The organism is Massilia sp. HP4 (genome assembly GCF_005222695.1).
Classification (GTDB): domain Bacteria; phylum Pseudomonadota; class Gammaproteobacteria; order Burkholderiales; family Burkholderiaceae_D; genus Telluria.
In genome coordinates this window covers 21,260-33,558 of the sequence record NZ_STGG01000023.1, presented here as the reverse complement: position 1 = coordinate 33,558, position 12,299 = coordinate 21,260, and the positions used below count along the sequence as shown (strand labels likewise).

Sequence of the window (12,299 nt, the reverse complement as noted above, 5' to 3'; positions counted from 1 at the left end):
CGTGATGCGTACTGCAGGATTTTATACGGCCTGAATAATCTTGAGAAAATCGGTCGACTTTAGCGCTGCGCCACCGATCAAGCCGCCATCGATATCCGGCTGCGCCATCAGATCGCCTGCATTCTCCGGCTTCATGCTCCCGCCGTAAAGGATTTGTACATTGTTTGCAGCTTCGGCGTTGCAGTTGCGCAGTTTCTCACGCAAGAAGGCATGCACTTCCTGGGCCATTGCCGGCGTCGCAGTCTTGCCAGTGCCGATCGCCCAGACCGGCTCATAGGCCACGACCAGGCGCGCGACCGCCTCGGCACCGACCAGTTCCAGCACCGCATCCAGCTGGGCGCCCACCACTTCTTGCGTGGCGCCCGCGTCGCGCTGGGCCAGCGTTTCGCCGACGCACACGATCGGGGTCAGGCCGGCGTCCAGCGCCGCCCTGGCCTTGGCTGCCACCAGCTCATTCGATTCGCCATGGTAGGCACGGCGCTCGGAGTGACCGACGATCACATAACGACAACCGAAATCCTGCAGCATCGAGGAGCAGACTTCACCGGTGAAGGCGCCGCATGGCTCGGTCGCGACGTCTTGCGCGCCCCAGGCCATCGCGCTACCCGCGAGAAGTTGCTCACACTGGAACAGGTAAGGCGCCGGCACGCAGACGGCGCTCGCGGCGCCCTGCTCCGTCAATCCAGCGAGAATACCTTGCAGCAGCTCTGCGTTGACTGCACGGCTGCCGTTCATTTTCCAGTTACCTACGACGAGTTTGGGACGCATACTACCCCATGTCAAATAACCCGCTATTCTAGCGGTCGTTCATATGGCGGTCAAACAAAGGCTGGGCTGTCAAGCCGCCCGCCAGACCGCCTCCGGATGCGCCGTGGCGGGCCGTCCTGGCCCTGCCCGGCACGCGTTTTATCTTGTTGTCAGCCTTCCTGCACCTGCAGGACGATCTTGCCGACGTGGGTGCTCGACTCCATCAGCGCATGCGCCTCGGCCGCCTGCGCCAAGGGGAACACCTGGTGCACGACCGGCTTGATCTTGCCTTGGGCGAACAGCGGCCAGGCATGCTCGCGCAGCTGGTTCGCAATCGCGGCCTTGAACGACTCCGGACGCGGACGCAGGGTCGAGCCGGTGACGTGCAGGCGGCGGCGCAACACCTGCCCCATATCGATATTGGCGCGCGCGCCACCCAGCAGCGCGATCACGACCAGGCGGCCGTCATCGGCCAGGCAATCGATCTCGCGCGCCACGTACTCGCCCGCGACCATGTCCAGAATGACATCGACACCTTTGCCGCCCGTAAGTTCCTTGATCACGGCAACGAAATCCTCGTCGCGGTAGTTGATGCCGCGTTCGGCGCCCAGCGCTTCGACGGCGCGGCATTTGTCGTCGGTGCCGGCGGTGGCGAACACGCGGTGGCCCAGGGCCTTGGCCAGCTGGATCGCGGTCACGCCGATGCCCGAGCTGCCACCCTGCACCAGCAGGCTCTCGCCTTCGGACAGTCGCGCGCGGTCGAACACATTGCTCCACACCGTGAAATAAGTTTCTGGCAAGGTGGCCGCCTCGAGGGCAGAGAGGCCTTCGGGCACCGGCAGGCATTGCCCGAGCGGCGCTGCGCAGTATTCGGCATAGCCGCCGCCCTGCACCAGCGCGCACACCAGGTCGCCTTTCTTGAAACCGCTGTCGGCCAGGTCGCCGTCGACGATCTCGCCAGCCACTTCCAGGCCCGGCAGGTCGGACGCGCCCGGCGGCACCGGGTATTTACCCATGCGCTGCAGCACGTCGGGACGGTTGATGCCGGCCGCGTGGACCTTGATCAACACTTCGCCGGCCTTCAGGACTGGCGTCGGGCGTTCGCAGAGTTGCAAGACTTCCGGCTTGCCGGGCTGGGTGATCTCGATGGCGCGCATAAAAATGACTCCCGTGTTAGCAAAACCGTAATTGTACGGGAGTCGGTGCAAGCGTGCGTGATGTGTAGGCTTGGCGGCTGTGCCGCCGACGCGGTGATGGTTGGCGGCGGGATCATCCGGCGCGAAAGCGGAGCCTGCGCCGATCACAGGGTTGGCGGCTGTGCCGCCGACGCGGTGATGGCTGGCGGCGGGATCAACCGGCGCGAAAGCGGAGCCTGCGCCGATCACCGCGTCGACGGCGTAGCCGTCGACCCTACGCCACCTCCGCGAGGGCCTGGCGCGCCATGGTCAAGATACCGGCGTAGGTACGCGCGGCCGCGATGAAACGGCCGGTATGGCAGAACACGGCATCCTCGACGCCGGTCACGGCCGCCAGTTCGGCCTCGCGCAGGCCGGCCCAGGAAGCCGGCAGGTCGGCCCGGGCGTCGAAGCTTTCGGTATCGACCGAGACCGTGTGCAGGATGTAGCGCTGCTCGGTCAGGCTGTGGCTGATGACGAACAGGATCTTCGGCATTTCCTTGCGCACCACGCTGCTCCAGGGCAGCGCGGCATTTTTCAGGAACAGCAGCTTGCCGTCTTCCAGCACCTCGGCCTGGCGTACCTGGGTCACGGCCAGCATGGCGCCGACGCGGTAGCGCACGGCATTGCCCATGATGTCGGTCAAAAACTCGAGGGCGCGCATGAACTGGCCCATGCGATAACTGTCTACAGCTTCGCCATAGCCCAGGCGCTGCTCGTCGAGCCAGCCGGGGTTAAAGCCAGAAACAACTGCCGACAAGCCATAGCTGCCCGGCGCGTTCTTGGCCACGCCCACGTCAGACAGGTCGAGATATTGCACGATATCAGCGTCGATCGCGTGGGCGATCTGCTGGGCCGTGTCGTCCGACAGGCGCTCGCCGGTATGGCGCTCGGCCAGGGCGGCGACGCATTGCGCACCATACTCGCGCCAGACCAGGCCGGCGCTGGCATACGGCACGCCAGACGGTCGGGTGGCGTCGAATTCCTTCTGGTGGTGATCGAAGCGGCCCGCGGCCGGGTCCCAGACCCCGCCGACGTCGATCGCGAAGTCGGCGGCATCGATCCTGGCCTGTTCGCGGGTACGGACGACGTCCGCATCGGGAAACAGCACCTTCAGGACGGCAACCGCCCACGCATCGTCCGCGTGGAATTTGCCGCCATGAGTGGCAATCAACATACATGCTCCAAATAGTCACAACGCCCTTGTATTTACGGGCGTTCATGCGTGGTTCAAAGCCGAAGCCTACCACGCGGACCTGTCCTGGCGTGCCCTTTCGCTTCCTGATATTGCTTTACCATGCGCAATTTCCTGGCGCTTTAGCGCGCGCGCCAGCATCTTGTGGCGATGCGCAAACAGCTGCTTGACCATCAGGCGCACGATCGGGGTAGCAAAACGGGGAGAAAAGGTAAGATGATCGGTAATCCGGGAGCCACGTCCGTCGGCGCCAGGCGTGATGATCCGCTCATGCCGCCAGAAGTGCATCGAGAGTAGCTGCGATTGCTCGACGAAACGGTGGCCAGGCACGATCTCGCTGAATGTCAGCTTCGACATATCGACCGGAAACAGACCGAACAGGAAAAACTGGCAACGGCCGAGCGACTTGCCGAGCATGGTATTGGTGCCGATATCCGTCATCCCTTTCGGGAAAACGAGCCTGAGCAATGGCCGCATTTCAGCGCGTACGCTGCGCAGCGAGGTGGACCAGGCCCAGGCCTCTTGCGTCGATACCGGCACCTCGGTCGACATCGTCAATTCGACCTTCTTCATCGCAGCCTCCTGTCATGAGTTCAAGCTCATGCTGGACTGCAATGGCATTTTCCTCAGTTCGGCATATCACATACCGGCGCCTGTCCTTGACGCCGTCGGCAACGTCGTGCCCGCCTTCCAGGTGCGCGACAAGGCCTGGGCTTCTTCTACCTGTTCCTGCGTCATCTTTTTGGCGATCGCGGCGCGCTGTTCGACCGCATTGCGGTGGCCGCCGGCTGCCGCCAGGTTGTACAGCATATAGGCCAGCACCACATCTTGCGGCACGCCGGCCACGTTGTAGCGGTACATCAGCCCGAGCGCGTGCTGGGCGTCGGGATTGCCCTGCTCGGCCGCCTTGCGGAACCAGGTGACGGCGTGCTTCTGGTCTTGCGGCACGGCGTTGCCAGTGTAGTACATGGCGCCAACCACGTACTGCGCATCCGCCTTGCCCTGCCCGGCCGCCTTCATATGCCAGGCGAACGCCTGCTTGTAGTCGCGCGTGACGCCGCGGCCCATGTAGTACATCAGGCCCAGCAGATGCTGGGCATCGGGGTTGCCCGCCTTGGCCAGCGGATTGATTTCTTTCAATGCCAGTGCATAATTGCGGGCGTTGTAGGCGCTCGCGCCCTCCGCAAAGCCGGCCCGGGCGCTCGTCGGCAGGCCCAGTTGCAGGCCGATGGCAAGCAGCGTCACAAGGAGTATTTTTTTCATGTCTCGTGCACAGAATCTGGATCGATCGGGAATTCCCGCGGTCGTTGTAGATGCGGTGGCATGTGCGCCATCGGGTTACTTCCAGTTGACCTTGCCAAGGCCGTCGAGGGCGACCTTGCGGTTGGCCGGCTTGCCGAACACCGTCACCGAGCCCATGCCCGACAGCGACAGGTTGGCGCTGCTGCGGGCATTGACGGTGGCATTGCCGAGCCCCGACAGGTCCAGGGTCACGGCCTCGACCGTACAAGCCTGGGCGTCGAGTCCACCCAAGCCGCCGAGCTCGGCCCTGAGGTTCTTGCTGCGCCCGCTCAGGGTCACATAGCCGGCGCCGCCCAGGCTGAGGTCGACCGTCTCGGCGTCCACGCCCTGGATCTTGAGGTTGCCGACGCCGCCCAGGCTGGCCTTGATGTTGCGGTATTCCGATGATGATACATACATCGAGCCGGCGCCATCGAGGTTGATGTCGAGCGTGTCACCGGCAAACCCGCTCACCGTGGTGGAGCCGACGCTTTCGGACGACACCGCGCGCAGGTTCGGCAGCACCAGCTCGGCCTGCAGGCCCGAGGAGCGGCCGAAGCTGAAGCCCGAATTGCGGCCCTCGGTCTCGATCTGCAGGGTGTCGCCGCGCTGCGAGGTCGTCGTGCGCGACAGCAGGCGCGCGTCGCCGGTGAGGATCAGGGCCGGCGTCGTCCCCTGGCGGATCTTCAGGTCGCCCACCCCTTCGAGCTTGACACGCACCACGCGCGCATCGATCGGACGCGTCTCGGTGCCCGTGTCCGGCGCGGCGTCGGCCAGGCCGATCGAGGCCCAGAACAAGACGCAATGCAGCGCAAACGCTGCGCCCAGCTTGATCAGGTGGTTCATCCATTCTCTCCAGTGAATTCTTGCGCCGGCTTTGCACCGGGACTTGTCATGTTGCAACTATAGCCCGAAAGCCAGGCGGGCCGACGGCCTATGCGACGAACTGCACGATTCGCCACCCGAAATGCACATGCGCGGGGCCGGATGCTGTCTGCATGACATCGTCATGTCCTGCGCCGCCGCAACAAAAACATACCTTAATAACATGCCATTGCGCTAAGATAAGCCGCCGATGGGCTCGCTCCCTTCGTCCTAATAATCATGAAAGAGGTCACCATGCGCATGCGCCAATTACCTGTCCTGATGGCCGGGCTCACCCTGTCGATGTCGGCCCTGGCCGCCTCGAGCGACCAGTGGACCCTGCCGGTCAATACCAAGAAACTCGACAACGGACTGACCGTCATCGTGTCGGAAGACCGCAGCTCGCCGACCGTTGGCGTGTCGGTCGTCTACCACGTCGGCATGCGGCTCGAACCGCGCAACCGCACCGGCTTCGCCCACCTGTTCGAACACCTGATGTTCCAGGGCACGCCGAACGCGCCGAAGGGCGTGTTCGACACCACCATCACCGCCGGCGGCGGCTGGAACAACGGCTCGACCCGTCCTGACTTCACCAACTACATCGAGACCGCCCCGGCATCGAGCCTGGAGCCGATCCTGTGGCTGGAAGCGGACCGCATGAAGACCCTCGACTTCAACCCGGCCACCCTCAAGAACCAGCAGGACGTGGTCAAGGAAGAAATCCGCGTCAACGTCAAGAACCAGCCCTACGGCGGCTTCATGTGGATCGACATCAGCCAGCACGCGTTCCAGAAATGGGAAAACAACCACGACGGCTACGGCAGCTTCGAAGACCTCGAAAACGCCAGCCTGGAAGACGTGCGCGCCTTCCACCGCGACTACTACGGCCCCAATAATGCGGTGCTGGCGATCGCTGGCGACATCACGCCGCAGCAGGGCTTTGCACTGGCCCAGAAATACTTCGGCGCGATTCCCGCTCGCCCGGTGCCGAAGGGCACCGACTTCACCGAACCGCTCAACACCGCCGAGAAACGCCTCGAGCAGAGCGACGCCCTGGCCCAGGTGCCGGCGATCGCGGCGGCCTGGAAGGTGCCCGAACGCGGCAGCCGCGACCAGGCGCCGATCGCGGTGCTGGCCGAGCTGCTGGGCGGCGGCGATGCGTCGCTGTTCTACCAGGGCCTGGTCAAGGGCCGCGAGATCGCCCTGAATGTCGACACCATGTTCGGCCTGACCAGCCCATGGGAATACAACGGCCCGACCCTGATGACCGTGTTCGCGCTGTACAAGCCGGACAGCAGCGCCGACGCCGTGCTCAAGGCCATGGACGAAGAGATCGCGAAGATCGCGAAGGATGGCGTGGATGACGCGACCCTCAAGCGCGTCAAGACCCGCATGCTGGCCGACTGGAACAACAAGCTGGAAAGCTTCGTGAACCGCGCCGATACCATGGCCAAGCTGCAGGTCTTGTGGGGCGACGCCAATGTGGTCAACAAGATCCCGGGCTGGATCGAAGGCGTGACGTCGAGCGACATCCAGCGCGCGGTCAAGACCTACCTGGTGCCGACCAACCGCACCGTCATCGACCGCAAGCCGGCCGCCATGATCGAGGCCGCCAAGACCGTCTCTGCCGCCACCACTACCAAATAAGGAGCGCATCATGAACAAACTGATGCTCGCACTCGCCGTCTCTCTCGCATTCGCGCCAGCAGCTTACGCGCAAGACGCCAAGACACCTGCCAAGCCGTCCGGCATGCCCGCCTATGGCCAGGAAAAATCCATCCCGGCGCCGAAGATCGCCAAGCAGACGCTGTCCAACGGCCTGACCGTATGGGTCGTGCCGCGCGAAGGCCTGCCGCGCGTGGACTACGTGCTGGCGCTGCGCGGCGCCGGCTTCGCTGCCGACGCCCCGAACCAGAGCGGCTTTGCCGCCATGCTGGCCGGCATGCTCAACGAAGGCACGGCCAAGCGCGATTCGCGCGCCATCGCCGAAGCGGCCCAGGGCATGGGCGGCGAAGTGGCCGCCAGCCCGGCCGCGGACGGCATCATCCTGTCCGCCAACGCCCTCGCCTCGCAGGCGCCGGCCATGCTGGACCTGATGGCCGAGATCGCGCGCCAGCCGTCCTTCCCCGAGAACGAAGTGACGCTGGCCAAGGCCAATGCGCTGCAGGCGCTGCGCGTCTCGGAAACCCAGCCGGGTTTTCGCGCCGAACGCGCGATCAAGAAGGCGGTGTATGCCGACCATCCCTATGGCCGCACCGACCCGACGGTCGAGTCGATCAACGCCGTCACGGCCCAGGTACTGCGCACTGAACACGCGAAACGCTTCCGTCCCGACCGCGCGCTGCTGGTGGTCACCGGCCGCATCAGCGAAGCCGAGGCAATGAAGCTCGCCAACGCTGCCTTCGGCGACTGGAAAGCCACCGGCGCCGCGCTGCCCGATACCCCGGCCGCCGCGACCGGCGTGAAGCCGGCGCGGGTCCTGCTCAAGCGCGACGGCAGCGTGCAGTCGACCCTGCGCCTGGGCAGTCCGGGCATCGCGGCCAGTGCGGCCGACCAGATCCCGCTGCGCCTGACCAGCACCATCCTGGGCGGCGGCTTCTCGAGCCGCATCAACACCAACCTGCGCGAGGAAAAGGGGTATACCTACGGCGCCTCGGCCGGCGCGCGCATGAGCCGCGCGGGCGGCATGATGGTGGGCGGCGCCGACGTGCGCAACGAAGTCACCGGCGCCTCGCTGGAAGAGTACTTCAAGGAGTACAAGCGCCTCGGCGCCGACCTGGTGCCGGCCAGGGAAATGGACATGAACAAGCGCTACGTCGCGGGCGGCTACCTGCTCAGCAACCAGTTGCAGCGTTCGGTCGCCAACACCCTGGCCGCCAATTGGCTGGTCGGCCTGCCGCCGGAATTCCTGGGCGAGTACGTGCCGAAGATCCAGAAGGTCACGCCGGAACAGGTGCGCACGGTGGCGAAGAAGTATTTCGCGCCCGAGAACCAGTCGATCGTGGTGGTGGGCGACCCGTCCAAGCTCGATGAACAGCTCAAGCCGTATGGGGCGTTTACGGTGCAGGACAAGTAAGCCGGCCTGGAAGCCGGTCCGAAAGCCCCGCGACGCTCGCGGGGCTTTTTTTTATGGCTTGTCAAGACCGGCAGTCCGGTCCATCCTTATGCTGCAGCCTTGCATGGAAGGAGTGAGACATGGCAACGCGCTATTACATCACGCTCGGTGCATCGACGACGGCCGGCGGCACGGTGACCTCGGCCAGCTCGCTGCTGGCGCTCGACGGCGTCAAGGTCGCGCTCGAAGGCGACCAGGTATCCTGCCCTGCCTGCGGGTCGACCGGGATCATCGGGCTCGACGGGCCGCGCCTGTCGGCACGCCACGACGGCCGGCAGTATGCCCTCGACGGCGACCTGTGCCTGTGCCGCTGCGACCCGCCGCCGCGGCTGGTCGCGGTGCAGCAGCTGTGCGGCCAATAAGATGAAGCCTACTCGGGTACGCCCAGGATCACGCTCGAAGCCTTGAACAGCGCGGTCGCCGTCGCGCCTTCGGCCAGTCCCAGCGCGTCGACGCTCTCGTTGGTGATCGTGGCGGCCACGCTGCCGCCGCCCGCCAGTGCGATCACCACTTCGGAATTGACCGCGCCGCGCATCAGGCGCGTGACCTGGCCTTTTAATTGATTGCGCGTCGACAGCCGCGCGCCATCGCCATCCGTCATCACGATCACCGACGACGACTTGATCAGCGCGAAGGCCTGGCGTCCCGGCGCGAGTCCGAGGTTCTCTGAACTCTCGCGCGTGACGATGGCGACGATCGCCTGGCCGCCGGAGATCCCGAGCTCGACCTCGTCGTTCACCGCGCCCGGCGTCACGCGGGTCACGTTGCCGAAGAACTGGTTGCGTGCGCTGGTCCTCATCTTGAACCTCGCGAAGAGCGCGAGATCGTCGGCCACGTCGCCGGCCTGGCGGTTGAGTCGTACGAGAAAATCATTGTGCACCTGTTCGATCGTCCTGAAATTGTCCACCAGCTGCTGGCCGCGCGCCGTGAGCCGCGTGCCGCCGCCCCCCTTTCCGCCGGTGACGCGCTCCACCAGCGCCTCGCCCGCGAGATTGTTCATCGTGTCGATCGCATCCCAGGCCGCCTTGTAGCTCAGGCCGACTGCCTTGGCGGCGCCGGTGATGGAACCGAGCTGCGCGATCGCCGCCAGCAGTTCGACCCGGTTGCTGCCGCCCAGGTTCTCGCCGCCGACGGTCATCCAGACCTTGCCCTCGAGGCCAATACGCTTGTCTTCCATGCTCATCTGTTGTCGTATGATATTTCGTTATATACTCTAATATATAGCGCCTGCCCTTCAAGATCAGCAGGCTACCACGACGTTCCCATCCTTACCCGGAGAAAAAGCATGAAACGCCTTGCCAGCTTGACCCTCGTAATGACCTTCATGGGAACGGCGCATGCCGGCGAGGTCCAGGTCGCGGTCGCCGCCAACTTCGCCGGCCCGATGGAAAAGCTGGCCGCCGGGTTCGAACGCGACACCGGCCACAAGGCGATCGTCGCCAGCGGCGCCACCGGCAAGTTCTACGCCCAGATCCGCAACGGCGCGCCATTCGAGGTGATGCTCTCGGCCGACGACGACACCCCGGCAAGGCTGGAAAAAGAAGGCCACGTCGTGGCCGGCAGCCGCTTCACCTACGCCACCGGCCGCCTGGTGCTGTGGTCGGCCAGGGACGGCGTCGTCGATGCCGGTGGCAATGTGCTAAGGACCGGCAGCTACAGACACCTGTCGATCGCCAATCCGAAGACCGCCCCTTACGGCGCCGCCGCCGTCGCCACCCTGCAGAAGCTGGGCCTGTATCAGACCGTGCAGCCGCGCATCGTGCAAGGCGAGAACATCGCCCAGGCCTGGCAGTTCGCCAGCACCGGCAACGCCGAACTGGGCTTCGTGGCCCAGGCCCAGGTCTGGCGCGACGGCAAGTTCACCTCGGGCTCGGGCTGGATCGTTCCCGCCACCATGCACGACCCGATCCGCCAGGACGCCGCCCTGCTGAGCAAGGGCGCGAAGAATCCGGCAGCCCAGGCGCTGCTGCAATACCTGCGCACCGACAAGGCGAAAGCGCTTATCCGCAGCTTCGGCTACGAAGTCTGAGCCGATGCTGGACAGTTCGGACTTTGCCGCGATCTGGCTGACCCTCAAGCTGGCCACGGTCGTCACCCTGCTCCTGCTGCTATTCGGCACGCCGCTGGCCTGGTGGCTGGCGCGCACCCATTCGCGCCTGCGGCACGCGGTCGGCGCCGTGGTGGCCCTGCCGCTGGTATTGCCGCCGACCGTGATCGGCTTCTACATGCTGCTGGCGATGGGCCCCAACGGCCCGCTCGGGCAAGCCACCCAGGCCCTCGGCCTGGGCACGCTCTCGTTCACCTTCACCGGCCTCGTGATCGGCTCGATATTCTATTCGCTGCCGTTCGTGGTGCAGCCCCTGACCAATGCCTTCGAGGCGGTCGGCACGCGCCCGCTGGAAGTGGCGGCCACCCTGGGCGCCACGCCCTGGGACACCTTCTGGTCGGTGGTGGTGCCGCTGGCGCGGCCCGGCTTCGTCACCGGCGCCATCCTCGGATTCGCCCACACCATCGGCGAATTCGGCGTGGTGCTCATGATCGGCGGGAACATCCCGGACAAGACGCGCGTGGTCTCGACCCAGATCTACGACCACGTCGAAGCGATGGAATATACGCAGGCCCACTGGCTGGCTGGCGGCATGCTGGTGTTCTCGTTCGTGGTGCTGCTGGTGCTGTACACGCTGTATCCGCAAACGGCCAGGGGGACGCGCCGATGAGCGGCATTCGTATCAAGGTAGCGCTGGATCGTGGAAGCTTTGCGCTCGACGCCGACCTCGACCTGCCCGACCACGGCGTGAGCGCCCTGTTCGGCCACTCCGGCTCCGGCAAGACCACGCTGCTGCGCATCCTGGCCGGACTGGAACGCGCACCCGGCGCCCACATCGCCGTGGGCGACGAGGCCTGGCAGGACGATGCGCGCGGCGTGTTCGTGCCGACCCACCGGCGCGGCATCGGCTACGTGTTCCAGGAAGCGAGCCTGTTCGCGCACCTCGACGTGCGCGCCAACCTGGAGTTCGGCCTCAAGCGCCTGCCGCGGGATGCGCGCCGCTTCGGGATCGGGCCCGTGACCGAGCTGCTCGGCATCGGGCACCTGCTGGCCCAGCGCCCGGCCACGCTGTCGGGCGGCGAACGCCAGCGCGCCGCGATCGCGCGCACCCTGCTCGCCTCGCCGCGCCTGCTGTTAATGGACGAGCCGCTGGCGGCGCTCGACATGAAGCGCAAGCAGGAAATCCTGCCCTATCTCGAGCGCCTGCACGACGAACTGGCGCTGCCGGTGATCTATGTCAGCCACTCGGCCGACGAGGTGGCGCGCCTGGCCGACTACCTGGTGGTGCTGGAACAGGGACGGGTACTGGCCAGCGGACCGCTGGCCAGTACCCTGGCGCGGCTCGACCTGGCGGCGAACTTCGAGGACGATGCCGGCGTGATGATCGAGACCGTGCTCGCCGGGCGCGACGCCGACGGCCTGTCGCACCTGGCCTTTCCCGGCGGCGAGCTGTTGGTCGGGCGGCGCGACGCCGCTATTGGCAGCCGGGTGCGCTGCCGCATCCATGCGCGCGACGTCAGCCTGGCCCTCGAGCGCCCGCGCGGCAGCAGCATCACCAATATCCTGCCGGCCGTGGTCGATGCGGTGGGGCCGGCGGCGACGCCCGGCCAGGTGCTGGTGCGCCTCAAGGTCGGAGAAACGCTGCTGCTGGCGCGCATCACCGAACGTTCGCGGCGCGAGCTGGCGGTCGAACCGGGCCTGGCGCTATGGGCGCAGGTGAAGGCGGTGGCGTTGTTGGCGTGATGCGAATGCCGGCGTGCTGTGAACGCGTCGGCGGCGGAACCGCCAACCCTACCCTGTCGTAAACGGCGGTAGGGTCGGCGGCTATGCCGCCGACGCGGTGATGGTTGGCCGCGAATTCATCCGGCACGAACC

Annotated in this window: 13 protein-coding genes; 6 read left to right on the top strand and 7 right to left on the bottom strand. The window is 65.8% G+C overall.

From position 1 onward, the window contains the following. Nucleotides 1-21: 21 nt before the first annotated feature. From tpiA to E8M83_RS10900, 6 genes are all read right to left on the bottom strand, one after another. Nucleotides 22-768, bottom strand: coding sequence for a triose-phosphate isomerase (gene tpiA / locus E8M83_RS10925; RefSeq protein WP_137173395.1), 747 nt, complete (start codon nt 766-768; stop codon nt 22-24). Between the two features lie 149 nt (nt 769-917). Further along, nucleotides 918-1,904 carry an NAD(P)H-quinone oxidoreductase gene (locus tag E8M83_RS10920; RefSeq protein WP_137173394.1) on the bottom strand — a complete coding sequence of 329 codons (987 nt, stop codon included), beginning with the start codon at nt 1,902-1,904 and terminating at the stop codon, nt 918-920. A 253-nt stretch (nt 1,905-2,157) separates the two neighbouring features. After that, nucleotides 2,158-3,099 carry an MYG1 family protein gene (locus tag E8M83_RS10915; protein ID WP_137173393.1) on the bottom strand — a complete coding sequence of 314 codons (942 nt, stop codon included), beginning with the start codon at nt 3,097-3,099 and terminating at the stop codon, nt 2,158-2,160. A gap of 66 nt (nt 3,100-3,165) precedes the next feature. Next, the gene (locus E8M83_RS10910) at nt 3,166-3,690 is read right to left on the bottom strand and encodes a hypothetical protein (RefSeq protein ID WP_137173392.1); all 525 of its coding nucleotides are present in this window, start codon (nt 3,688-3,690) and stop codon (nt 3,166-3,168) included. Nucleotides 3,691-3,756: 66 nt separating this feature from the next. Then, nucleotides 3,757-4,380, bottom strand: a complete 624-nt coding sequence (locus tag E8M83_RS10905; protein WP_137173391.1) for a tetratricopeptide repeat protein — start codon at nt 4,378-4,380, stop codon at nt 3,757-3,759. A 75-nt stretch (nt 4,381-4,455) separates the two neighbouring features. Then, a complete protein-coding gene (locus tag E8M83_RS10900) occupies nt 4,456-5,244 on the bottom strand; it encodes a GIN domain-containing protein (protein ID WP_137173390.1) in 789 nt (262 codons plus the stop codon). 279 nt (nt 5,245-5,523) lie between these two features. Here E8M83_RS10900 and E8M83_RS10895 point away from each other — a divergent pair, with 279 nt between their 5' ends. From E8M83_RS10895 to E8M83_RS10885, 3 genes are all read left to right on the top strand, one after another. Next, nucleotides 5,524-6,909, top strand: a complete 1,386-nt coding sequence (locus E8M83_RS10895) for a pitrilysin family protein (protein WP_229491490.1) — start codon at nt 5,524-5,526, stop codon at nt 6,907-6,909. 10 nt (nt 6,910-6,919) lie between these two features. Beyond that, nucleotides 6,920-8,338: a pitrilysin family protein gene (locus E8M83_RS10890; RefSeq protein WP_137173388.1), complete on the top strand. Its 1,419-nt coding sequence runs from the start codon at nt 6,920-6,922 to the stop codon at nt 8,336-8,338. Between the two features lie 119 nt (nt 8,339-8,457). Further along, nucleotides 8,458-8,739: a PAAR domain-containing protein gene (locus tag E8M83_RS10885; protein ID WP_137173387.1), complete on the top strand. Its 282-nt coding sequence runs from the start codon at nt 8,458-8,460 to the stop codon at nt 8,737-8,739. A gap of 8 nt (nt 8,740-8,747) precedes the next feature. Here the strand turns inward: E8M83_RS10885 and E8M83_RS10880 are convergent, their stop codons facing one another. After that, nucleotides 8,748-9,560, bottom strand: coding sequence for a TOBE domain-containing protein (locus tag E8M83_RS10880; RefSeq protein WP_137173386.1), 813 nt, complete (start codon nt 9,558-9,560; stop codon nt 8,748-8,750). Between the two features lie 102 nt (nt 9,561-9,662). Here E8M83_RS10880 and modA point away from each other — a divergent pair, with 102 nt between their 5' ends. Genes modA through modC form a run of 3 tightly spaced genes read left to right on the top strand, consistent with a single transcriptional unit; the run spans nt 9,663 to nt 12,167 of the window. Beyond that, the gene (modA, locus tag E8M83_RS10875) at nt 9,663-10,406 is read left to right on the top strand and encodes a molybdate ABC transporter substrate-binding protein (protein WP_137173385.1); all 744 of its coding nucleotides are present in this window, start codon (nt 9,663-9,665) and stop codon (nt 10,404-10,406) included. 4 nt (nt 10,407-10,410) lie between these two features. After that, nucleotides 10,411-11,094 (top strand): molybdate ABC transporter permease subunit, encoded by a 684-nt coding sequence (modB, locus tag E8M83_RS10870; protein ID WP_137173384.1) that lies wholly within the window; start codon nt 10,411-10,413, stop codon nt 11,092-11,094. Beyond that, the gene (gene modC, locus E8M83_RS10865; RefSeq protein ID WP_137173383.1) at nt 11,091-12,167 is read left to right on the top strand and encodes a molybdenum ABC transporter ATP-binding protein; all 1,077 of its coding nucleotides are present in this window, start codon (nt 11,091-11,093) and stop codon (nt 12,165-12,167) included. Before modB ends, modC begins: the two co-directional genes overlap by 4 nt. Nucleotides 12,168-12,299 lie beyond the last annotated feature (132 nt).

Bases quoted from the DNA above. Each gene is read 5' to 3' on its own strand.
- E8M83_RS10920 (WP_137173394.1), bottom strand. From the start codon at position 1,904: ATGCGCGCCATCGAGATCACCCAGCCCGGCAAGCCGGAAGTCTTGCAA.
- E8M83_RS10890 (WP_137173388.1), top strand. From the start codon at position 6,920: ATGAACAAACTGATGCTCGCACTCGCCGTCTCTCTCGCATTCGCGCCA.
- E8M83_RS10915 (WP_137173393.1), bottom strand. From the start codon at position 3,099: ATGTTGATTGCCACTCATGGCGGCAAATTCCACGCGGACGATGCGTGG.
- modB (WP_137173384.1), top strand. From the start codon at position 10,411: ATGCTGGACAGTTCGGACTTTGCCGCGATCTGGCTGACCCTCAAGCTG.
- modA (WP_137173385.1), top strand. From the start codon at position 9,663: ATGAAACGCCTTGCCAGCTTGACCCTCGTAATGACCTTCATGGGAACG.
- E8M83_RS10910 (WP_137173392.1), bottom strand. From the start codon at position 3,690: ATGAAGAAGGTCGAATTGACGATGTCGACCGAGGTGCCGGTATCGACG.
- tpiA (WP_137173395.1), bottom strand. From the start codon at position 768: ATGCGTCCCAAACTCGTCGTAGGTAACTGGAAAATGAACGGCAGCCGT.
- E8M83_RS10895 (WP_229491490.1), top strand. From the start codon at position 5,524: ATGCGCCAATTACCTGTCCTGATGGCCGGGCTCACCCTGTCGATGTCG.
- E8M83_RS10885 (WP_137173387.1), top strand. From the start codon at position 8,458: ATGGCAACGCGCTATTACATCACGCTCGGTGCATCGACGACGGCCGGC.
- E8M83_RS10905 (WP_137173391.1), bottom strand. From the start codon at position 4,380: ATGAAAAAAATACTCCTTGTGACGCTGCTTGCCATCGGCCTGCAACTG.
- modC (WP_137173383.1), top strand. From the start codon at position 11,091: ATGAGCGGCATTCGTATCAAGGTAGCGCTGGATCGTGGAAGCTTTGCG.
- E8M83_RS10900 (WP_137173390.1), bottom strand. From the start codon at position 5,244: ATGAACCACCTGATCAAGCTGGGCGCAGCGTTTGCGCTGCATTGCGTC.
- E8M83_RS10880 (WP_137173386.1), bottom strand. From the start codon at position 9,560: ATGAGCATGGAAGACAAGCGTATTGGCCTCGAGGGCAAGGTCTGGATG.